The sequence below is a fragment of the Clostridium sp. CAG:221 genome, assembly GCA_000435835.1.
Lineage (GTDB): Bacteria > Bacillota > Clostridia > Clostridiales > Clostridiaceae > Clostridium.
The window spans coordinates 101,239-124,782 of the sequence record FR883402.1 but is presented as its reverse complement, the minus strand read 5'-3'; the positions used below and the strand labels follow the sequence as shown (position 1 = coordinate 124,782).

At 29.2% G+C, this 23,544-nt stretch carries 19 protein-coding genes; 4 read left to right on the top strand and 15 right to left on the bottom strand.

Annotated features, from left to right (window positions below):
• Nucleotides 1-74 precede the first annotated feature (74 nt).
• Nucleotides 75-830, top strand: coding sequence for a delta-lactam-biosynthetic de-N-acetylase (gene pdaA, locus Q5O44_RS08050; protein ID WP_302637660.1), 756 nt, complete (start codon nucleotides 75-77; stop codon nucleotides 828-830).
• 38 nt (nucleotides 831-868) lie between these two features.
• On the opposite strand, the gene Q5O44_RS08045 is transcribed toward pdaA, so the two are convergent.
• The 8 genes from Q5O44_RS08045 to Q5O44_RS08010 form a co-directional block, all read right to left on the bottom strand.
• Complete coding sequence (locus Q5O44_RS08045; RefSeq protein WP_022167898.1) at nucleotides 869-1,507, bottom strand: cyclodeaminase/cyclohydrolase family protein; 639 nt, start codon at nucleotides 1,505-1,507, stop codon at nucleotides 869-871.
• A gap of 11 nt (nucleotides 1,508-1,518) precedes the next feature.
• On the bottom strand, nucleotides 1,519-2,661 hold the full coding sequence (locus tag Q5O44_RS08040) for a glycosyltransferase (protein ID WP_022167897.1): 1,143 nt from the start codon (nucleotides 2,659-2,661) through the stop codon (nucleotides 1,519-1,521).
• Between the two features lie 6 nt (nucleotides 2,662-2,667).
• Nucleotides 2,668-3,942: a glycosyltransferase gene (locus Q5O44_RS08035; protein WP_022167896.1), complete on the bottom strand. Its 1,275-nt coding sequence runs from the start codon at nucleotides 3,940-3,942 to the stop codon at nucleotides 2,668-2,670.
• Nucleotides 3,943-3,945: 3 nt separating this feature from the next.
• Complete coding sequence (gene murJ, locus Q5O44_RS08030) at nucleotides 3,946-5,478, bottom strand: murein biosynthesis integral membrane protein MurJ (protein ID WP_022167895.1); 1,533 nt, start codon at nucleotides 5,476-5,478, stop codon at nucleotides 3,946-3,948.
• Complete coding sequence (locus Q5O44_RS08025) at nucleotides 5,468-6,214, bottom strand: WecB/TagA/CpsF family glycosyltransferase (RefSeq protein ID WP_022167894.1); 747 nt, start codon at nucleotides 6,212-6,214, stop codon at nucleotides 5,468-5,470. The genes murJ and Q5O44_RS08025 overlap by 11 nt, the downstream gene beginning before the upstream one ends.
• Before the next feature lie 12 nt (nucleotides 6,215-6,226).
• On the bottom strand, nucleotides 6,227-7,315 hold the full coding sequence (locus Q5O44_RS08020) for a tetratricopeptide repeat protein (protein ID WP_022167893.1): 1,089 nt from the start codon (nucleotides 7,313-7,315) through the stop codon (nucleotides 6,227-6,229).
• Between the two features lie 137 nt (nucleotides 7,316-7,452).
• Nucleotides 7,453-9,180, bottom strand: coding sequence for a phospho-sugar mutase (locus tag Q5O44_RS08015; protein WP_291660549.1), 1,728 nt, complete (start codon nucleotides 9,178-9,180; stop codon nucleotides 7,453-7,455).
• 149 nt (nucleotides 9,181-9,329) lie between these two features.
• The gene (locus tag Q5O44_RS08010) at nucleotides 9,330-9,923 is read right to left on the bottom strand and encodes a 50S ribosomal protein L25 (protein ID WP_022167891.1); all 594 of its coding nucleotides are present in this window, start codon (nucleotides 9,921-9,923) and stop codon (nucleotides 9,330-9,332) included.
• Between the two features lie 198 nt (nucleotides 9,924-10,121).
• Between Q5O44_RS08010 and Q5O44_RS08005 the strand changes: the two genes are divergently transcribed.
• The gene (locus tag Q5O44_RS08005; protein ID WP_022167890.1) at nucleotides 10,122-11,585 is read left to right on the top strand and encodes an aminotransferase class I/II-fold pyridoxal phosphate-dependent enzyme; all 1,464 of its coding nucleotides are present in this window, start codon (nucleotides 10,122-10,124) and stop codon (nucleotides 11,583-11,585) included.
• Between the two features lie 572 nt (nucleotides 11,586-12,157).
• Nucleotides 12,158-13,981 (top strand): glutamine--fructose-6-phosphate transaminase (isomerizing), encoded by a 1,824-nt coding sequence (glmS, locus tag Q5O44_RS08000; protein WP_022167889.1) that lies wholly within the window; start codon nucleotides 12,158-12,160, stop codon nucleotides 13,979-13,981.
• A gap of 58 nt (nucleotides 13,982-14,039) precedes the next feature.
• Here the strand turns inward: glmS and Q5O44_RS07995 are convergent, their stop codons facing one another.
• The 6 genes from Q5O44_RS07995 to zapA form a co-directional block, all read right to left on the bottom strand.
• Entirely contained in the window at nucleotides 14,040-15,068 is a 1,029-nt protein-coding gene (locus Q5O44_RS07995) for a hypothetical protein (protein WP_022167888.1), read from the bottom strand.
• Nucleotides 15,061-15,522: a DUF523 domain-containing protein gene (locus Q5O44_RS07990; protein ID WP_022167887.1), complete on the bottom strand. Its 462-nt coding sequence runs from the start codon at nucleotides 15,520-15,522 to the stop codon at nucleotides 15,061-15,063. Before Q5O44_RS07990 ends, Q5O44_RS07995 begins: the two co-directional genes overlap by 8 nt.
• Nucleotides 15,523-15,585: 63 nt before the next feature.
• On the bottom strand, nucleotides 15,586-17,943 hold the full coding sequence (locus Q5O44_RS07985) for an endonuclease MutS2 (RefSeq protein ID WP_022167886.1): 2,358 nt from the start codon (nucleotides 17,941-17,943) through the stop codon (nucleotides 15,586-15,588).
• A gap of 16 nt (nucleotides 17,944-17,959) precedes the next feature.
• Nucleotides 17,960-18,304: a hypothetical protein gene (locus Q5O44_RS07980; protein WP_022167885.1), complete on the bottom strand. Its 345-nt coding sequence runs from the start codon at nucleotides 18,302-18,304 to the stop codon at nucleotides 17,960-17,962.
• 6 nt (nucleotides 18,305-18,310) lie between these two features.
• The gene (locus Q5O44_RS07975) at nucleotides 18,311-20,662 is read right to left on the bottom strand and encodes a DUF3656 domain-containing protein (RefSeq protein WP_022167884.1); all 2,352 of its coding nucleotides are present in this window, start codon (nucleotides 20,660-20,662) and stop codon (nucleotides 18,311-18,313) included.
• Nucleotides 20,663-20,765: 103 nt separating this feature from the next.
• Nucleotides 20,766-21,887, bottom strand: a complete 1,122-nt coding sequence (gene zapA / locus Q5O44_RS07970; protein WP_022167883.1) for a cell division protein ZapA — start codon at nucleotides 21,885-21,887, stop codon at nucleotides 20,766-20,768.
• A gap of 175 nt (nucleotides 21,888-22,062) precedes the next feature.
• Between zapA and Q5O44_RS07965 the strand changes: the two genes are divergently transcribed.
• Nucleotides 22,063-22,965 carry a radical SAM protein gene (locus Q5O44_RS07965; RefSeq protein ID WP_022167882.1) on the top strand — a complete coding sequence of 301 codons (903 nt, stop codon included), beginning with the start codon at nucleotides 22,063-22,065 and terminating at the stop codon, nucleotides 22,963-22,965.
• Nucleotides 22,966-22,985: 20 nt separating this feature from the next.
• On the opposite strand, the gene Q5O44_RS07960 is transcribed toward Q5O44_RS07965, so the two are convergent.
• The gene (locus Q5O44_RS07960) at nucleotides 22,986-23,522 is read right to left on the bottom strand and encodes a hypothetical protein (RefSeq protein WP_022167881.1); all 537 of its coding nucleotides are present in this window, start codon (nucleotides 23,520-23,522) and stop codon (nucleotides 22,986-22,988) included.
• Between the last annotated feature and the right edge of the window lie 22 nt (nucleotides 23,523-23,544).

Sequence of the window (23,544 nt, the reverse complement as noted above, 5' to 3'; positions counted from 1 at the left end):
AAAGGACTTAATAGGAGGTTTTAATATTGAAAAAGAGAACTCTAAATATTTTTATCTTTTCTCTGCTAATTTTAATGGCATTTAATCTTATTTCTGCCACTAGTTATAGCTTTAAATATAAATTAGCTCCAGAAAACTCTGAATTAAACTGGTATTTTGTTAATCGTGGAAACGATCAAATTCCTGAATGTCCAAAAGAAAGTGCTGAGTTTTTAGATACTTATGATGCTTATTACGTTGGCGATACAGAAAATAAAATAATCTATTTAACTTTTGATGAAGGATATGAAAATGGCTACACCGTAAAAATATTAGATATTTTAAAAGAAGAAAATGTACCAGCAGCATTTTTTGTAGTAAAGCCATATATAACTCAAAATCCAGAAATAATTAAAAGAATGAATGTAGAAGGACATCTAGTATGTAACCATTCTTCTCATCATCCTTCCATGGCATCAATTACTGATAAAGAAAAATTCATGAAAGAATTTACTGAAGTTGAAGATGCCTATAAAGAAGTTACTGATTCGGAAATGCCTAAGTTCTTCCGTCCACCAATGGGAAAATATTCAGTAGCATCTTTAAAGCAAACAAAAGAATTAGGCTATAAGACAATTTTTTGGAGCTTTGCTTACAAAGATTGGATTATTGATAATCAACCAAGCGAAGAAATGGCAATAAAAAAGATTACCTCCGGTGTTCATCCTGGATGTATAATGCTTCTTCATGCAGTATCTAAAACAAATACCAATGTTTTAAAAGATGTTATAACTCAACTTAAAAATGAAGGATATGAATTTAAATCTTTAAATGATTTACCTGAAAAATAGGCAAAAAATAAAACAGAGGATGACAAACATCCTCTGTTTTATATTTCATTATAAAATTCATTACAAATCTCTTCTTTTAAAGTTCTTGATTGTAAAGAAATTTCATTACATCTCTCTGGAATATTTTTAAACTCTTCATATGATTTTAGTGATTTATAGTTTATCAACACATTTATAATTGCACTTTCTATGGCACTATTAAGCAATATAGCTGCTACAATTCCATCTGATTTAAGATTTTTATTGCCAAAAGCCACAGCAAATTTTATATTTTCATAATATGCTAATGATTTTTCTGCTAGTTCTAGTGGAGTATTCATTGCTTTTATCGTTGCAAATTTAAGTTTTTCTTTCCTAAGCTTTTTTTCTTCCTCTGTGTTATTAGGTAATTTATAGCATTCCATAACAGCCATAAAATCAGCTCTATCCTTTTCCATGAAAGCCAATGCATTCTTAGTGAATTCTTTTGTATCACTTTGTAACTTAAGCATTTCTGCTTTATTTTTTTCTGTAAGATTTTCAAATGATTTTTTATCAACAGTAAAAGAATACACCATATCATTTAAACTAGATGCCAGTGCAGAAACTAAAGCTGCTGTACTTCCACCACCTGGTGAAGATTTATCACCTGATAAATCTTCTATAAATTCTAATATCTTCATTTCCTTAAATTCCATTTTTACGCCCCCTATTTCAAAACTTCTTTATAAACAGAAATTATTTTATTTACTATAACCTCTGGACTAAATCTTTTTAAGCAGTCACTTCTTATTTCTTCTTCATTATAACTGTCAATCTTTTTATACAGTTCTAACATTTTTTCAGCCAATTTATCTATATCATCTATTGGAACAAGATATCCATTAAGATTGTTTATTATGTCTTCTGCTCCACCATTTAAAGCCCCTATAACAGGTCTTCCACTGGCAAGAGCTTCAATATATACTACCCCAAATGTCTCATATCTAGAAGGTAAAACAAAACAATCACATTTGTTCATCCATTTAGCAACATCATCTCTTGAAAGAGCACCTAAAAAAATTATTTGTTTCTTAACACCATTTTCTTGAGCCAAAGCTTCTAACCAAGCTCTTTGACTACCGTCTCCACCTATATATAACATTGCTTCCTTGTCTTTAAACTTCTTTGCAAAAGCTTTGATCAATGTATCAAATCCTTTTTCACCTTCTAAAAATGCCAGTGAAAAGAAAATAAACTTTTCATTTTGTATTCTCTTTTTAATGGTAAATTTCGATAAATCCACTAGATTTCCTATGACTTCTATATCATTTCTTCCACTTAAAGCTTGTATTTCATTCTTTAAGCCATTACCTACCGTTATGACCTTTTTAGCTTTCTTATATGAGTCTCTAATAAATGGTACATAGCTATTCTTTACATATGGACCTCTCTCTACAGAAGAATGTTCTGTAATAACTAGAGGAATATTATATTTTTCTGATATATAAGCAGCGCTTATTCCTCCCCATAGAGAAGATTGAGCATGAATTATATCTATAGGTCCTTCTTTTTTCACTATTTCTTTATATAATTTCTCCATCCTTTTATTAAACACTTTAAACATTAAAGCATTCTTAGGAATATAATTATAGTTTTTATATCTATATGTCTTTAATCCATCTTCAATATTGTAATTAAGACCTTTTTCTTCATGGATTTTTCCTATCATCGTAAGCGGCCATACTTCATTGTATGCTACTGTTACTTTGACACCTGCTTTTTGTAACTCTGAAGCTTGCTCTTTAAAAAAGCTTCCATGGACTTTATTTCTAACATTGGAATACCATGATGGTATAAACATAATGTGCATATTCTTTTACCCCTTTAATATATCATTAAGTTTACCTGAAATATTTTGCCACTTATATTCTTCAAGTGGAGGGAATTTATCCTCCTTCTCCAGATGAGCAAAAAGCTTGTATATACCTGCTACTATTTCTTCTGCTTTGTTATTTACAACAATACATTTTTCTTTATCTTTTACCACATCTAATATTGGATCTTTATCATCACCTAAAATAACAAATATTATTCCATCTGCTCCAAAATAATCATAAATCTTAGCTGGGATTTGCTTAGAGTTCTTATTACCAAAAATCATAAGTACATCGCCATTAAGCATATATGATATTGCTTTGTCATAAGGTATCCTTGGTGAAACATCCACAACAGCTACGCTAGCTAAATTCTTTTTCATTTCTTCACTATCAATATTACCAAAAAATAAAACATTTAGTTTATTAAAACTTTCTTTATCATTTTCCTCAATTATCTTTAATGCTTCAACAAAGGGATTTGTATCTCTAAGCTTAGAAAAAATTTCTCCTGCATATATAAAGTTTATTTTATCTTTATCTATCTTTTCTGCAGTGATAGTGCTTTTGATTCTTTCATATGACTTTTCATCATATCCTCTTGTTAAGATAAAAGTATTCTCCTTAGGAATATTATAACTATTAATATAATCATCACGATTTGATTTTGTAACAAAAATATGCCTATCTGCAAGGCTTATAATATTTTTTTCAAATCCACCTTCTATCTTCTTTCTTATATATCCCATATTTTCCCTAGTAGAATCCTTTAACCAAGGGTCACTCCAGTATGTAACCCATGGTACATCTTTATTTTTTTCTTTAATCTTCATTGCACATATATGGCTTGAAGGTGGTTCATGCATTGAAAAAATCACATCAAAATTTTCCTTTTCCATTAACTCAAGACCTATCTTAGATGCCTTTCTAGCCCAATTTAAATACATATCCGGTATGGCAATAAGCTTTTTACCTCTCTTTAATAACCCTTTAAAGTATGATTTGCTAGTATTACTGCTAGATCCTATTGGATTGTTACTTTTTTTAGGCATTATTTTTTCAAATATCTTTCCACCAGATACCTTATGTATCTTAACTTTTGGATTAAGCATACTTAAAATATACTCATCATAATATATTGAGTTCTTGGGAAAATCCACTGTAAGCAAATGTATATCGTTACCTTCATTAACTAAATTATTAAGATACTGCAGTGTTTCTATAGATGCAGAATTATTTATTAATGGAGAATAACAAGCTATAAATAAAATTTTCATCTATTATCTCTCCCCTTTGGCCACTTTGTTCTTTAACATACTTAGTACTTCATTAAGTTCTTCTATCCTTAACACAATTGAAATTATTACATATAATGCTGCTCCAACTATTGCATCAGCAATTATTTTAATTACTCCTGTAATTCCTGTTAAGTAATTAAATACTAAAAGAGCTATAAACATCATAATTGTTGTTAATGTGATTTTAGCTAACTTTACTAATAAAAGCTTTAAATCAATTTGTCCTGTATATTTTACTGTTGCCCTAAATAAAAGAAACGCTATTACCACTGATGAAATGGATGAAGCCAATGCAACGCCTATTATTCCATACCTTTTTGATAAAAATATATTTAAAAGAATATTAATTGCAACACCTATTATTCCATTAAAAGCTGTAGTTTTTGTTTTTTCCATAGCAAATAATGATGAATTTAATATATCCCTTACTCCTGTAAATGGAATTGAAAGTGAATATCCTAATATGGCTAAAGATGTCAATCTTACAGCAGTAGCATCAAATTGATTTCTTGCAAAAATAATTGTAACTACCTCTTTATTTAAGATTATTATTCCTGCTGCAACTGGCATTAAAATAAAGGCAATAACAACAACGCTTTTAACTAGATATTGTAGGAATCCTTTATTATCTTTTTCATTTAACTTGTTAGCCATCAGCGGATACATTACAGATACAATTGAAGTTGTAATTGCTGTATTAATAAAGGAAATAATCTTTTGTCCATATTCAAGATTAGACATTATTCCAACACCTAAAGTTGAACCAATGTTAGTATCCACCACCATGTTTATAGAGTTTGCACCAGCACCAATTATTACTGGCACTAATAATACAAACATCCTCTTAATATCAGTATCATTAAGCTTAAATATAAACTTAATATTATATCCCTGTCTATAAAGAGAAGGTATTTGTACTACCACTCTTAATATGTTTCCAATAACATTTGCAATAGTAACACCTAATATATTTACATCCTTAAAGATTATTAAATACAATATTATGGGAGCATTGAAGAACATCCCTAAAATAGATGGTATTACAAAATCTTCACAAACTTGTAGCATAGATAAGAAACATACATTAACAGACATAAATAGAAGATTTATAAGACTTATCCTTGTAAGGCTAATTGCTAATTCCATATTTTCCTTTGAAAATCCTGGTGCAATTATGTTTACTATACTTTCGGTAAATATATTTCCTAAAACAAAAATGCATAATGACATAATTATTAAGAGTCCAATTACATTATTGGCAAACTCAAACATCTTTTCTTTACTATCTCTATATCTTATCTTACTAAGCATAGGAATAAAAACAGTAGAAACACCTAGCCCTATTATGGTAAATAATGTTTCAGGCACCATAACTGCTGCTTTATATGCATCAGTTATAGCACCAGCACCAAAATAATAAGCTACTAGCGAATCTCTTATAAGCCCTAAAAATCTACTGGCAATGGTAATTACCATCACTAAAAATGTTGCTTTAAATATTTTTTTACTTTTCATCTTGGATACCTCGGCTACTAGCTACTTTCAGAAGAAACTTAGGAATACTTCCTAATCTTTTTATTCTCCAAGGTTCTTTAGCTACTCTATATGCCCATTCACAACCAATATTAATCATCCATCTTGGAGCCCTTTTTACTTTATTAGCTATAACATCAAAACTTCCGCCAACGCCCATAAATATATCCACAGGAAGTTCATCAAAGTATTTAATAATAAACTTTTCTTGTCTTGGACATCCCATGGCTACAAATAACGCTTTAGGTTTTTTGCTCTTTATATCTGCCAATAACTGATCACAGTTATCTAAATCAAAAAATCCATTTCTATATCCTGCAATAATTAGTTTTGGATGATTCTTTTTTAAATTTTCCACACAATCCCTTAAAATCTCCTCTTCTGCTCCTACAAGATATATAGACTCACCAGATTCTTCACATTTAGTGATTATTTCTTTCATAACCTCTATTCCTGCAATTTTTTCACTGACAGGTGTTTTAAGCATCTTTCCAGCAATTTGTGTACCTACTCCATCAGGAATAATTAATGAATCATCACTGGTAAAATTATCAAATAAAATTTTATCATCTAGTCCTCTATATAATACTTCTGGATTTCCTGATACGATATGAACCTTTTTTCTATTAAAGATCTCATCTAGACATTGCTTTTTGCTTAACGAATATATCCTATATCCTAAGATAGAAATATAATCTTCCTTCATATTCCTCTTCATATTTCTCATCCTTTATTTACTTATTAAATTTTCTATTTCTTTTACAATTTCATCTTCAGGATTTAATTCCTTTGCTATGGCAAGATGTAATTTTGCGTTTTTCATATCTTTTAAGTTTATGTAGCACATAATAATATTTGTACATATTTCAACATCTCTTGATGCTTCAAAGGCCTTTTTAAAGTAAACAAGCGCTTCTTCATATTCTCCTAAGCAGGCATAGTTTAATCCTAGTTCTACCACAACTTCTAGTATTCCACTTTCGATTTTTATACTTTCTCTTAAATAATGAATTGCTTCTTCAAACTTTTGTAACCTTCTAAAAGCAACACCTATATAGTAGTAAATAAGTGGATTGCTATCAAACTCTTCTACCAATTCCAATAATGACTGAAGACTTTTTTCAGGGAATTCTTTTAACATTTCAATAGCTTTCTCATACTTTGTGATATTATCAATATCTTTTGTTAATATTTTTATTTCTTCAGTTATTGTACCACCTTTATTAACATACTCATTAAGTTCTATTCTAGCTTTCTCAAATTCACCATTATCCTTTAATATAAGTGCTTTGTATAAATGATAATCATTTATCTTAATTTTATTTTTTTCACAATACTCAATATCATCTAATAGTACTTCACCAAAATCTTTATCTTTTTCTCTAATGTTTTCTCCAACTAAAAGTAGCTTCTTAAGTACTTCATTATCTTTTGAATAATAATAATAACCCTTAAGTAAAATATATGCATCTAAATATTTTTCCTCATTAACGCTCTTTGATATTAATGATTTTATACAATTTTCAGTATCTTTTATGTAATCTAATATAAGTTCATAATCATCATTAAATCTTAAATTTTCATCACAGCCAAAGGCTATAAACATCCCTTCTATAAAATAATATATTGGAAGGTTTTTAATTTTTATCTCATTTCCAATATTAGAACTTATATATTCTGTACTTATTGGAAGGTATAAATCCTTATTTTTAAACTCTACATATTCAGGAATACCTATGCTTTCTTTAAACCCTTTAATATTCATTTCCAAAAATAGCAATTTCCCCATTTTTTCTTTAATTTGCGATCTATAATCCATTACTAACACTCCTTTGCAAATTATCTCATTACATAATACATTATTATAGAAAAACTTTCAAATAAAAGCCATATATTTATACTTCAATACAGCAAAAAGCTACTGAAAAACTCAGTAGCTTTTATTATACATATGAATTATGCTAATTTTTCATTAACTATATTCATTACCTTATCTTTAAATACTTCTAGTTGCTTATCTGCATCTTCTAAGCTTGAACCTTTAACTGCAAGATATATTTTCATTTTTGGTTCTGTACCTGAAGGTCTAACAACAAATGAAGAACCATTTTCAAGTATATATTTTAATACATTTGATTTTGGTAAGTTAATTACACTTTCAGTTCCAGCGCTTAAGTTTTCTTCTTTGCTTAATTTATAATCAAGCTTAGTAGCAACTTTAACTCCATTTACTTCTGGTAGTGAAGAATTTCTTAATTCATCGATGCACTTAGCAATCTTTTCCTGTCCTTCTTTACCTTTTAATTCTATTGAAACAAGGCCTTCTTTAAAGAATCCATACTTATTGTATAAATCTATTAATCCATCATATAAGCTCTTTCCTTGTTGTTTGTAGAATAAAGTCATTTCAGCTATAAGCATTGAAGCTATTACAGCATCTTTATCTCTTACAAATTCTCCAGCTAGATATCCATAACTTTCTTCAAAACCAAATAGATATTTTCTATCTCCAGCTTCTTGGAATTCTCTTATTTTTTCTCCAATATATTTGAATCCAGTAAGAACATCCATTATTTCTATTCCATAATGTTCTGCAATAGCTCTAGCTCCTTCTGTTGTAACTATAGTTTTGATTACAACACCATTTTCAGGAAGCTTATTTTCTTCTTTTAATGCAGATAATATATATTCTGTTAATAATAATCCCGTTTGATTTCCATTTAATACTCTATAGTTACCTTCACTATCTTTTACTACAACTCCAATTCTATCGCAGTCAGGATCTGTACCAAATATTATATCTGGGTTTGAAGTTTTTGCCATATCTAATGCTATTTCAAAAACTTGTGGATCTTCTGGATTTGGATATGGTGCTGTTGGGAAGTTTCCATCTGGCAACTCTTGTTCTTTAACAACTTGAACTTGTTCATACCCTAATTCATTTAATACTCTTCTTACAGGAATATTTCCAGTACCATGAATTGGTGTATAAATCACTTTTAAATCCTTAGCATTTTTTTCTACTAATTCTCTTCTTATTGTTAAAGATTTTACTTGTTCTAAGTAAGCTTTATCAACTTCCTCACCTACATAAGTTAAAAGATTATCTCTTATTGCTTCTTCTTTTGATATAGTCTTGATTTCATCAAAAGATTTTATATTATTTACTTCATTTATTATTATAGTTGCTTTTTCATCTGTTACTTGTCCACCAAATTCATCATAAACTTTGTAACCATTGTATATTTTAGGGTTATGTGAAGCAGTTACCATGATACCACCAGTACAATTTAAATGTCTAACTGCAAAAGATAGCATTGGTGTAGGTCTTAAACTTTCATATAAGAATACCTTTACTCCGTTGCTGCATAAAGTTAAAGCAGCTGCTTCAGCAAATTCCTTTGACATGTTTCTTGAGTCATATGCAATTGCCACTGATGGCTCTTCAAAGCTTTTATTTAAGTAATTAGCAAACCCTTGAGTTGCTTTTGATACTGTATATACATTCATTCTATTAGACCCGAAACCTATAACTCCTCTAAGTCCGCCTGTTCCAAAATCTAAATCTTTATAAAATCTATCTTCTAATTCTTTTTCATCTGTAATTGATCTTAATTCTTCTTTAACCTCTTCAGCTATAACTGCCGAATTTAACCATTCATTAAACTTCTCTTTGTACATCATACTCATACCTCCTAAATTAAGTTGTAAACTTATACTTTAAATAATACAATATTTTTAAGCATATAAAAAAAGCTACATGTATATTATCACTTGTAGCTTAATAAAAATCAATATATTATTATGTAAAATTTATATTTTAAAAACATATTTTAACTTTCATTGTCTTCAGCTGCCATTTCCATATCATCAGCAACTCTCTTTCTTTCATAAATCACTGACGCAATTACCGAATTTAAATCATCCACGATTGAAATTTCGGAACCAACTTCCAAATCTCCAAATTTATAAACATCGCCTACTGTACCAGTACCAATATTAATGTTTAAATATTTAGGTAAAGAATCCACATTTCCTTCAACTTTAACACAATCCTTTTCTTTTTGTAGAACAATTCCTTTTTTATTTATGTATTCTTCACCAATATAATGAATTGGTACTGTAGATACAACTTTTTCACCAGCAGATACTTCTTCTAAGTCTAAGTGGATAATTTTATTTGTTACAGGATCTCTCTGCATCTCTTTTATTAATGCTTTATGTTCCTTACCATTATAGTTAACATTCATAACCCCAAATTGACCATTAGCTGTAACTTCGTCAACTAAATCCATTTCTCCAATTTCAAACATAAAGTTATTAATATTCTTTCCATATAGTACTCCAGGTATTTTACCTCTTCTGCGGCATTTCTTAGCACTTTTAGCAATACTGCAATCTCGTTCATTTAATTGGATTATTGACACGATATATACCTCCTTAATTACTTTCTTATGTAATTATTCTCAATTTTAATTATTTTTATTCATTGATATTTTTTATACCAGCATTTGATTAAAATAACATGTAGTAAAGCTACAATTCTGCATATACTATCTTTATAAAACCTTTATATTTTTATTTAAAGAATCATTTATCAACTTACTTGAAAGAAGGTGTACTTTTTGTATAAATTTGATCAAAATGAAACTCCTTTATTTGATGCATTAATGGAGTATGTAAATAGAGATACATTACCTTTTCACGTACCTGGACATAAGAAAGGTGTTGGCATTGATGAAGAATTCAAGAATTTCATTGGAGAAAATCCTTTTAAAATTGACGTAACAGTCTTCAAACTAGTGGATAGTCTTCATCACCCAACAGGACCAATAAAAAAAGCCCAAATGTTAGCAGCTGATGCCTATGGCGCTGATGCTTCCTTCTTTTCAATTCATGGAACCTCTGGTGCAATACAAGCCATGATTATGTCAGTAGTATCTGATGGTGATAAAATAATAGTTCCAAGAAATGTCCATAAATCAGTTACTGCTGGAATAATCTTAAGTGGTGCTATTCCAATATTTATGCAACCTGAATTAGATAAAAAATTAGGAATAGCTCACGGTGTATCACCAGAGACTGTGGAAAAAACCTTAAAAGAAAATCCTGATGCTAAAGCAGTGCTTTTAATTAATCCAACATATTATGGCGTGGCCACAGACATAAAAAAAATTGTTGAAATAGTTCATGGATACAATATTCCATTAATTGTTGATGAAGCCCATGGCCCTCACTTGGCATTTTCAAAAGAATTGCCTATATCAGCCTTAGAAGCTGGTGCTGACATTTGTTCACAAAGCACTCATAAGATTATTGGTTCCCTTACTCAAGCATCATTAATACATGTAAAAAGTAAATTTGTAACTCCTAATAGGGTGCAAAGAAATCTTAATCTTTTACAGACAACGTCTCCTAGTTATATACTAATGGCATCTTTAGATTGTGCACGTAGACAAATTGCACTTCATGGTGAAGTTTTATTAAATAAAGCTATTGAATTGGCTAATTATGTTAGAAATGAAATTAATAAAATACCTGGATTCTATTGCTTTGGTAAAGAAATCCTTGGAAAACCAGGCTCTTTTGCCTTTGATCCTACTAAAATAACTATTTCTTGTAGAGATTTAGGAATTACAGGATTTCAGTTAGATATGATACTCTCTGAAAAATATGCCATTCAAATGGAGCTATCTGATTTTTATAATGTGCTTGCAGTTGGTTCATTTGGTGATACAAAAGAAGGTATGGATAGACTACTTACAGCTTTAAAAGAAATATCAAAGGAATACTTTGGCATAAATGATCCTATTCCTGATTTCTTAGATATTCCGCCTATCCCTGCCAAAACCGTTAACCCTCGTGAAGCTTTTTATGCTGATAAAAAATCTGTGCTACTTACCGAAAGCCTTGGGAGAATTTCTGGCGAATTCTTACTTGCATATCCTCCTGGAATTCCGCTACTTTGTCCAGGGGAAATCATTACCTCTGACATAATAAATTATGTTCAAGATTTAAAGAGAGCAAATTTATATGTTCAAGGTACTGAAGATCCTACTGTAGAAAAAATTAAAATTTTAAATATTTGAAAATATAGATAGCCTAAAATATTATCGATATTTTAGGCTATGTTATACTATCTTGTATCAATACATTATTTATATACTTATATTAATAATATAGATTTATTTTTAAAAGAATGTTAAAATAATCTAGTATACAATATTTGGAAATAAAGGAGAGAATATTAATTATTCGGGAAAATACAAAAAGCGCCTGAACTTAGTTAATGATGAATTAAGAATTATGAATGATGAATTAATGTAAAAACTCCTTATAGGAGTTTATAAAATTTAATTTATTAATGTACAAATTCTTTAAGGGAATTTAGAAGAATTAAATTATAGAAATTCTGTAAGAATTTCATCCTTAATTCATAATTTATCACTCATCATTCATCATTAACTAAGTTGACGAGGATGAGATTTATCGAATTTTTTCGGCGGATATCTCACGTAAATAGCACTAGCGTTAATAATTAACAAAACTACAAAGTAATTTGTAGGACAAATTTAATTATGTGCAATCTAAAGATATTGTATACAAATTATCACTGGTTATTTTCCCAAAGTTAAAATATATTTTTGAAAGGAAGAATAATATGTGTGGAATTGTTGGCTATATAGGTTATAAACAAGCGTCTAATATACTAGTAGAAGGACTAAAAAAATTAGAATATAGAGGTTACGACTCTGCTGGCGTGGCAATCTTAAATGATAAAATTGAAGTTCGAAAATTTAAAGGCCGCTTAATAAATTTAGAAGAAAGCTTAAAAACTAATCCTATTGAAGGGACTATTGGCATTGGACATACAAGATGGGCTACTCATGGTGAACCTTCTGATGTAAATGCTCATCCTCACTCTAATGAAAATATCACTCTTAGCGTAGTTCACAACGGTATTATTGAAAACTATTTAAAGCTTAAGGAATGGTTAATTTCAAAAGGATATAACTTTTATTCTGAAACTGATACTGAGGTTATTCCAAATTTAATTGATTATTATTATAATGGTGATTTATTAGAAGCAGTTATTAACGCTACAGAAAAGCTTGAAGGAAGCTTTGCCATTGGAGTTATCAGTAATAACGAACCTGACAAACTTATAGCTGTTAAGAAAGATAGTCCTTTAATTATAGGTATTGGACGAAATGAATACTTTATTGCTTCTGATATTCCAGCAGTTTTAAGCCATACTAAAGATGTTTATTTACTAAATGACAATGAGTTTGTAACATTATCAAAAGATGGAATAGATATAAGAACAAGAAATAAAGAAATCATCAAGAAAGAAATATTTCATGTAACATGGGATGTAAATGCAGCAGAAAAATGTGGTTATGAAGATTTTATGCTAAAAGAAATTCATGAACAACCAAAAGCTGTAAGAGACACTTTGGCTGGTAAAATTGCTTTAAATAAAGAAATTTCTTTTGATAACATTAAATTTACAAAGAATGAATTAGATAACTTTGATAAAATATATATTGTTGCCTGTGGAACAGCATATCACGCTGGACTTGTAGGTAAACATGCCATAGAAAAACTTGCAAATATACCTGTTGAAACAGATATTGCATCAGAATTTAGATATAGAGATCCTATGATTACAGATAAAACTTTAGTGATTGTGGTATCTCAATCTGGTGAAACTGCAGATACTTTAGCTGTTCTTAGAGCAGCTAAAAAACAAGGTGCTAAAGTACTTGCTATTACTAATGTAGTAGGTTCTTCTATAGCTAGAGAGGCTGATGATGTATTTTACACTTTAGCTGGACCTGAAATAGCTGTAGCCTCTACTAAAGCTTATACAACTCAGCTAACAGCCTTTTATATATTAGCATTACACTTTGCAGAAGTGAAAGGAACATTAGATCCTGTTGAAATTGAGTCCATTAAACAAGATCTTATTGCTATCCCAAACAAGATTGATGAATTATTAAAAAATAAAGATAATATTAAAAAATATGCATCTTATCATTTTAATCAAAAAGATTTATTTTTCCTAGGCCGTGGATTAGATTTTGCTGTAGCTCTTGAAGGTTCATTAAAGCTTAAAGAAATATCTTATATACATTCTGAAGCATATGCTGGTGGTGAACTTAAACACGGACCAATTGCATTAATTGAAAAAGGTACTTCTGTTATTACCTTATTAACTCAAGAGAGATTAAAGGATAAGATGCTTAGTAATGTGAAAGAAGTAACCACTAGAGGTGGAAATATTCTTGCTATTGTCAATGATGGTGATAAATCTGCCAAGAGCATAACAGATGATGTTATCTTTATTCCAAAGACTATTGATTTACTAACTCCTCTTTTAAGTGTGATACCACTTCAACTTTTAGCTTACTATATTGCAAAACTTAAAGACTGCGATGTTGATAAACCAAGAAATTTAGCTAAATCAGTTACTGTTGAATAAAACAATTAAGGATTAAGTGATTTAATTCACTTAATCCTCTATTTAATCTTTTATCATTTTATTCTAATGTTTCACTTAAGAAAGCTCTTAACTCAGAATCTAAAGAATTATTTTTTAAGTAATATAATCTGTCATTAATCTCATTATCCATTTTGTTTAGTGAATAGAAGCTTATAGCTGCTTTAATTCTTAGTTGTTCTTCAATATTTGCAAAGCTTACTGTTCCACTTTCACCCTTTAAAATCATTTCCATATCTAATTCACTATCAAAAAGTGCTAATGCCTTTATAAATATTAGTTGTTCTCTTGTATATCTTCCTCTAATATTAATTAAGTTTAATATTATATCATAAGCAGCATCTAATTTACCTTCTAAAATAAATTTCTTATAATATAATTCATATAGCCTTTCTATTTTTCCATAGCCTTTAATCTGTGAAAAATATCCTAATACTTTATACTTATCTTCTTCATTAAATGATTTTATTATATAAATTAGTGAATCAACTATTTTTTCTCTTTCAATTCCCTTAGCTGCAAGTTTACATAATAAATTTATTGCTTTTAAACAAGAGTTACCTCCATTATCAACAATTTTTAGTAACTCATCTACTCCATCTTCTTTAAAGCTATATAAAATAGATAATACTGAATTTTCAACTGCTATTGGCCATTGACCTAATTCATCGAATTTTCCTTTCATATATGTAGGTTTTGATACTTTATCTTTTATATATGTGCTAACCAGCGTAATATATTCTTTTCCAATAACTTTACCAGCTTCTTCTGCTGCCATCTGCATAGAATTAAAGTCTCTGCCACTATCTATTACTCTTAAAATTTGCTGTACAATTATTTTATGAATTTCTTCTTCTGTATAGCTTTTTTCCTTCACTTCAATAGATGTCTTAGGTTCTACATCTTCAGAATTACTTCCATAAAAATCTGTATTTTCTACCGTAAAGTCATAATTATATTTTTCACTATTTTCACTTAATTTCTCTGCTTCAGAAATATCTTTTGCTTCTAATTCAGCATCTATTTTAACATTTTCTTTTTTCTTCTTTCTTTTAAAAAAATCAAACATTTACACTATTTACCTCCAAATCTTTTTCGCTTAGTGTCTTAATTCCTATTTCATTTAACATTTCAGTAGTAATTCCTTTTCCTTTAACTTTATTTCCATTAAAACTACCATCATATACAAAATTAACTCCACAAGATGGGCTTCCTTCTTTTAATATAGCTGCTGAAATATGAAGTTTTTTTGCAATTTCCACCACTTCCTTTGCCCCTTTAATAAATTCCCTAGTAACATCCAGTCCTTCATTAGTAATAACTTTACCATTACCTTCTATAACATCTTTTGCATTTGCCTGAAGCTCACTTGGAATTCTCGGTGTAGTAAGTCCCCCTAATTGTTCTGGACATATTAGTACTGCTTTTCCACTTATAAATAGTTCATTGCATTTTTCATTATAATTATTTGCACCATTATATTTACAATTAACTCCACATAAACATGCACTTATCAAATACATAGTTAAGACCTCCCTACTATGCATAATTATAGCATAGTAGAAAGGTCTTTTAAATAATTTATATTATTTTAATTCAACAATTGTAACGCCATCTCCACCTTCTCCATATACACCAAGTCTATATGATTTAACATGTGGATGTCTTTTCAACATATCATTAATTGCTTTTCTTAAAATTCCAGTACCTTTTCCATGTACTACAGTAACTTCACCTAAATTGCACAGATATGCTTCATCTAAATATTTATCTGTTCTATAACAAGCTTCTTCTGAATCCATACCTCTTAAATCAATTCTACTTTCAATAGATTTAGTATTAAGTTTAAGTTCTCGCTTTTTCTTTTCTTTTTTAACAGGTGCAGCATCTACTTTTCTTAAGTCTTTAAGCTTAACATTTATTTTCATGATACCTGCTTCAACTTGAACTTCACCCTTATTATCAGGCATAGATATAATAACCACCCTTTGATTTAAAGATGGTAACATTGCTTCCATACCTAGTGTAACCTTTGTTATTGCTTCTCCCTTTTCTTCTCTAGCAGCTCTCAGAGCAGCTTCTTTTGCTTCAAGACTATCCTTAAGCTTCTTTCTTTCCTCTTCAAGTCTATTTCTTCCACCTTCAGCTATACCCATTCTTTCTAGTTCACGCATAGCCTTCACAATTTCATCGGCTTCATCCTTAGCATTACTTATAATATTTTTAGCTTCTTGCCTAGCTTCTTCGTAAGCTTTTTCTCTTACTTTATTTATTTTAGCAAGTTTTTGATCATATTCTAACTTTAACTTTTCAGCCTGTTCCTTTAACATCCTTGCTTCTCTTGCATTGTTATTAGCAATGATACTTTTTTCTTGTAAGTCTCTTATAAGGTCTTCAAATTGTAGATTATCCTTTGACATATATTCCTTTGCTTTAGATATTACATTATCATTTAATCCTAATCTTCTTGATATTTCAAAAGCATTAGACTTACCAGGTATACCTATAAGTAATCTATAAGTTGGTCTTAATGTTTCAACATCAAATTCTACTGATGCATTTTCAACACCTTCAGTATTTAGTGCATATCCTTTTAATTCACTATAATGAGTTGTAACCATAACTCTTGCATCTCTGCTTTTTAATTCTTCAATAATTGAAATTGCTAAAGCAGCCCCTTCAGCAGGATCTGTTCCTGAACCTAACTCATCAATAATTATAAGAGAATCTCTATCTGCTTTTTCTAAGATTGATACTATATTAGTCATATGAGATGAAAAAGTTGATAGTGATTGCTCTATACTTTGTTCATCACCAATATCTGCATATATTTCTTTAAAAAATCCTATGGTAGATCCATCTTTTGCAGGAATTAAAAGCCCACTTAAAGCCATTAAATGCAGAAGCCCTACAGTCTTAAGGGTTACTGTCTTACCACCTGTATTTGGACCTGTAATCATTAATGTTGTAAAATCTTTACCTAGATAAACATCAGATGGCACTACTTCCTTAGGATTGATTAACGGATGCTTAGCACCAAATATTTCAAAACTTCTATCCTTTGACACATTGGGCTTTAATGCATTTATGGCAGAAGCATATTTACCTTTTGCAAAAATAAAATCTAACTCTGTTAGTATTTTTGAATTATTTAAGCATTCATTTATATGTTCTGTAACCTTTGCTGATAGTACTGTTAATATTCTTTCAATCTCTGCTTTTTCTTTTAGCATTAACTCTTTTATTTCATTGTTTAAATTAACAAGACTCATAGGCTCTATAAACAAAGTTGCCCCTGTGGAACTTTGATCATGTACAAGTCCTGGCACAGCACCTTTATATTCAGCCTTAACTGGAAGCACATACCTTTCGCCTCTCATAGTATAAATTGCATCTTGCAAATACTTAGAATTAGATCTTACAATGGAATTTATCTTTTCTCTAACAGAAGAATTTTTTTCTTTTAAGCTTCGTCTTATATTATAAAGTATTGCACTTGCCTTATCACTTATCTCTTCCTCAGATATTATTGCCGTTTCAATATCATTTTCAAGAGATTTTACAGGAGTTAGTATATAAGCTAAATCTTCTAGATTCTTATATGCAACTTCATCTTCTTTCCTATTCATGTATTCTTTAAATCTACGTGAAGCTCTAAGCATACCACCAATCTTTAATAATTGCTCAGGTGTAAGGATTCCTCCCTTTGCTGCTCTTTCAAGGGCCTCTCTTGTATCATATAAGCCTTCAAAAGGAGGTGCACCTTTAGTAATTAATAATTCCAATGCCTCATTTGTTTCTTCAAGTTTCTTTTCAACCTCATAAGTTGATTTAAAAGGTTCTAGAGAATGTACCATTTCTTTTCCGCTTGAGGTAATTGCATATTTTTCAACTTTATCTTTAATTTTATTAAATTCTAAAATCCTTAGAGTTCTTTCTTTCATCACTCTCTCCCTCTTGCTATTTCATATATTTATCAAATTCTTTTTTCATTTTTTTCTTATTCAATATAATAATAACACAAGCTATCACAGAATACACCATTGCCATAATGCTTACTGTGTTACTATATATAACTGTTTTACCAATGATCTGCGAAATCATAATAAATATGAAGCCAATTATGATTGCCAGTAAAATCATACAAACTCTCCAGTAGCTCTTAACTATGCCCACTGCAGCATTTTTATCTGCAGTGGTTAGTCCCCTCATTTTCTCTTTACTTATGTTTTTACTGCTTCTATTCATCTCTAAAATCCCATAAATAAAAACTGTAAGTAAAATTACAATTGCTATTATAACCATATAACTTTATTCTACTCCTCTTCTATAATGCCCTTTTGTATATTCTTTACTATCAAAAGCATCTCCATTTTTTAATATTGATATTACATTTTTAACTTCTTTATAAGTCTCATCTCTAAAATCAAATCTAAAAGTAGTTATACCAAAACCTTTTAATTCTTCTATTTCATCTATTATATTTAAAGGTACCGGATTTAAAATATAGCTTCTACAATATAAATCTGTCATTACTCTAAGCTCTTCATTTACTCTGTCAATTAATTTAAATTTATCTTTTGAGCATATTCCATTACATCCACTATCTTTGTTTCTTCCGCCAAATGTGCTTCCAATTGGACAATATTCACTTATCATAAGCTCTGGCTTACCATAAACAACCATTGCAGCATTTCCATTGGCATTTTTCATTAAACTCTTAATTTCTCCCCTATTAAGCTCTAAACTTAAAGTAGGAACATCTACATCTTCCTGATAAAAAGCTAAAGATTGTGAATTAACAATATTTAATTTATAGTCGCCAATGATGTATAATTTATCTTTAAATTTACTTATTATACCAACATTTGATGTAATAATACCTTTGATATAAGATGAAACTTCCTCAATAGTATTAACTACCTTATTAAATTCTCCTTTAACGATTGTAGAAGTCTTAACATAGAAATTAATATCTTTGTATTTTTCAGCTAATTCAAGTAGATCCTTCTTTTTAACTGAATTTTTTTCCCTACTAAATAAATCAACAGCTATATTTTCAATCTTCATTTCTATTAATGCTTCCACTTGTTCTTTTGTTATGCAGCTGCAAATTATTTCAACATTTGTTTTTTCACTAGATACCTTGCTCTTATCACCTTTAGCTGGCCTCTTTCTTCTATAGCTTCTACATACTTCTTTTGTTATTTTCTCAATTATATCTCTTCTTAAATTATTTAAGTCAGAAACTCTCATAAAACCGTCTTCAAAATTCTCAAATTCTATATTTTCAATCTTAAAAGCAACTTCTCCAGATTTCTTTAAAGCTTCTTTAATCCTTTCTTGATCTAAAGGCCTCTTCTCTGCTTTTTGAACTACCTCACCTAGTACTTCATAATCATTACCTTTATAATTTATTTTAATAGCTACAGGCTTATCTACCGCAAAATTTACTACAGCATTTAAAGGTATCTTTTTAGTGTATGGCTTTAAGTATTCTTCAAGCTCATCAAATAATTGCTTGTTAAGACTCTTAAATAGTTCATCACCTTTTTTATAATCAATTGGATAAAGTTTTACCTTGTCACCTCTTTTAGCACTCTTTACCTCATTACCATTATGTACTATCTTACTTAATGTAAATCCTTTATCTCTATATCTAATTCCATCACCTACAGCTAAATCTTCTTTAATTACTATGTCTCCACTTTTATCAACTACACCTAGAGATATTCCTGAGTTTTTTGGTGAATTAAAGCTCATCATATCTTTACCTGTATTTTTCTTTAAATAAGCATTAGTAAATCCGCTTCTATTAAATAATTGTAAAAGCTGTCTCTTTCCAGCTTGTTCATCATATTTCTTATTATATAATACTTTGTTTACCGCCTTTTTATAGTTATCAACTACTCCTGCAACATACTCAGCTCTTTTCATTCTACCTTCTATCTTTAAAGAGTATACTCCTGTTTCTACTATATCTTCTACATCTTCAATAGTACACATATCCTTAGGACTTAATAAATGTCCTTTAGTTTCACCACTTTTTTCCCCTCTTAAAGTATACTCCATTCTACATGGCTGAGCACATCTTCCTCTATTTCCACTTCTTCCACCAATCATAGAGCTCATTAAACATTGTCCTGAATATGCCACACAAATAGCTCCATGAACAAACATTTCTGTTTCAATACCTAAATCCTTAGATATATACTTTATTTCTTCTAATGTCATTTCACGTGATAATACTATTCTATGAAATCCCTTATCTTTAAAATACACTGCAGCTTCCCCATTGTGTATAGTCATTTGAGTAGATGCATGTACTTCCATCAATGGAAAGTCTTCTTTAATTCTTTTTAATAAGCCTAAATCTTGAATTATTAATGCATCCACACCAATTTCATATAGATACCCTACATATCTTACTGCTTCTTCAATTTCATTTTCTTTTAAAATTGTATTTAATGTTACATAAATTTTTACATCGTAGCTATGTGCATAATCAACAGCTTTTAACATATTATCATTGTCAAAGTTTGATGCATATGCTCTTGCTGAAAATTTATTTCCACCTAAATATACTGCGTCAGCACCTTTATTTATTGCCGCAACTAAACTTTCCATGCTACCTGCTGGTGCAAGTATTTCTACCTTTTCCATTTTTATGTCTCCTTTTTTGTATATTCTTTATCTTATGTTAAGTTCCAAAAAATACTTAGGCAAATATGCTTATGTTAAAAGCCTGTTCCACTTTGAACAGACTCTATTTTAATAATGGATTTGCTTTTCTTCTTTCTGCTGCTAATTCAATCTGTACATCAATAAGTTTCTTTTCTAAATCTAAAACCTTATATTTAAAGTTTTGTAATTGGAATTTTATATCCTTATCCCTATTTAATAAAGCCTTTCTTTGCTCTTTACCTTTAGTAATTGCAGCTTCAAGTTCAAGTATCTTATCCTTAAGAATTTTAGCCTCTTCTTCATCTACAGATGATTTACTCTTATATTCTTCTATTTCGTCATCTTTCAATAAAATTGCTTGTTTTAAAGCATCTTCACTATCCTTTAAGTTTTTATTTTCAAGTTTAATATCCTTTATATTTATTTTAAATTCTTCTAGCATATTTTCAATTTCACTTTTTTCAATTGATATTTGTTCAATACTTTCCTGTAAAACGCTATGCTTATCCAATACATTATTATACTCTTCTAGTGAAATCTTATTTGCTATTTCTTCATTTAACTCCAATATTTTTGAATTTAATTTTTCATTTTCCTTCTTTTCCTTCAAGAATTCATCTTGAGTATTTAAAAGGCTCATGCTTAATTTTTTATTATTTTCATCTGAAGATGAAAGATTTGATTCTAACACTTCAACTTTTCTGCCTAAATCTTCATTTTCATTTTGTAAAGCCGCCATTTTTTCTTTTAATAACGCTACTTCTTCTTCCAATTTACTCTTTTCCTCTAACTCTTCAGTTAAATCAGCAACCTTATCATTTAAAATTTCAGCTTCTCTTGACTTTTGTTCCATTAAGTAAAGCATTTCTTTTAAAGAAGCCATCTCTTGATTTTTATTTTTAACAGTTTCTTCAATTTCTTGCTTTATTTCTCTTATTCTTTCCTTTAAAGTCAGATTTCTTTCCTCTAAAGAATTTTTTTTCTTAAGTAAATCATCAACTTCTTTATTGCATTTAAAAAGTTCATCTGCTATATTTAATGCACTTAATACTGCAACTGAACTAATGCTTAACTTATTATTATTACTTGATACTTCTTTAAATTTACCATCAACATATTCAGAAACTTTTAGTAAATATTCATCATCTTCTTTTCCCTTTAAATTATATTCCATACCATTTATTTTAACTGTTACAGTATTCATTTAATACACCTCAAATTTTTTATAATTACTGATATTATATCATATTTATCATTGAATAACTATATTCTGCCACACATATTGTCTATTTTTATCTTAGTTATTTTAAATTTATTGAAAATATATTTAAATTTGATAGAATCTTAATAAACGATATACTTTTATGAGGTGTTTAAAATTGATAATAAATTCAGAAATAAAAAAGTGTAACTTATGTATAAGAAAATGTAATGTTAATAGAGATGTAAACCTTGGTGTATGCCAAGCTGATAATCATTTAAAGGTGGCTAGAGCTCAATTACATTTTTGGGAAGAACCCTGTGTTTCTGGTAAAAATGGTTCTGGAACAGTTTTCTTTTCCCATTGCAATCTTAAATGTGTATTTTGCCAAAACCATTTAATATCTCAAGAATTCAATGGCAAAACTATTTCCGTTGAAAGGCTGGCTGAAATATTCCTAGAACTTGAAAAACAGGGGGCTAATAATATAAATCTAGTCACTCCAACCCATTATGTACCTCAAATTATTGAAGCCATTAAACTTGCAAAGAGCAATAACTTAACCATACCAATACTTTATAATACCAATTCAATAGACTCATTAGATACTATTAAATCCCTAGATGGACTTATAGATGTTTATCTACCAGACTTTAAATATTTTGATGATAAATATGCTCTAATGTATTCAAAAATTAATAACTACCGCGAAAATGCTTTAAATGTGATTAAAGAAATGGTGCGTCAAGTAGGTACCCCATCATTTAATGATGAAGGAATAATTCAAAAGGGAGTAATTGTACGTCACTTATTGCTACCTGGGCTTTTATTTGATTCAAAAAAAGTTATTGATCTTCTATACAATACTTTTCATGATGATATTTATATCTCATTGATGAATCAATATGTACCTATGCATAATGCTTATAAATATCCAAAAATAAATGACAAGTTGAATCCTAAACATTATGATTCTATCATAGATTATGCATTATCCATTGGAGTTAAAAATGGATTTATTCAAGGCGAAGGATCTAATACCACTGATTTTGTGCCATCTTTTAAAAATGAAGGCGTTTAACTAATATAAAAGGGTATAGATTAAACTATACCCATTTTACTAAATACACCATGTATTATTTGTTTTTTCTTTTGAGTAAGATATTCTCCATAGTATTTTCCTTCTTCTTCTACTGAAATCTGCTCTACTATGTTACTATCAATTGAACTTAAAACCAACATATTGATATCTCTTCTATATCTTTTTTCTACTATATCATATATCCTATTATATTCTTCAATTCCATTGCTTTTCTTATATTTTCTTATTTCAGAATCTAAGCTTGTATCATACTTTTTAATCTTATATACAATTGAATCAATAGCTTTACCTTTATTTCTTAAAAAGTTCTTTTCATATTCAAGCTTTGCTTTAAATAATTCAGGAATAATATATTCTACACCAGCAATATTAAACTTAACTTCTTCTCCTTCAAAAACACTGCTTATTATGTATTCTGCCATATCAATATCATCTGTTATCCTTGTATTTAAGAATTCTTTTCCACCAACTATCTCTATGGCCTTATTTAATTGATTGCATTTTTCTATCAGTCTATTATTTTTAAATTTACTCATTTTTATCTCCCTTATTTATATA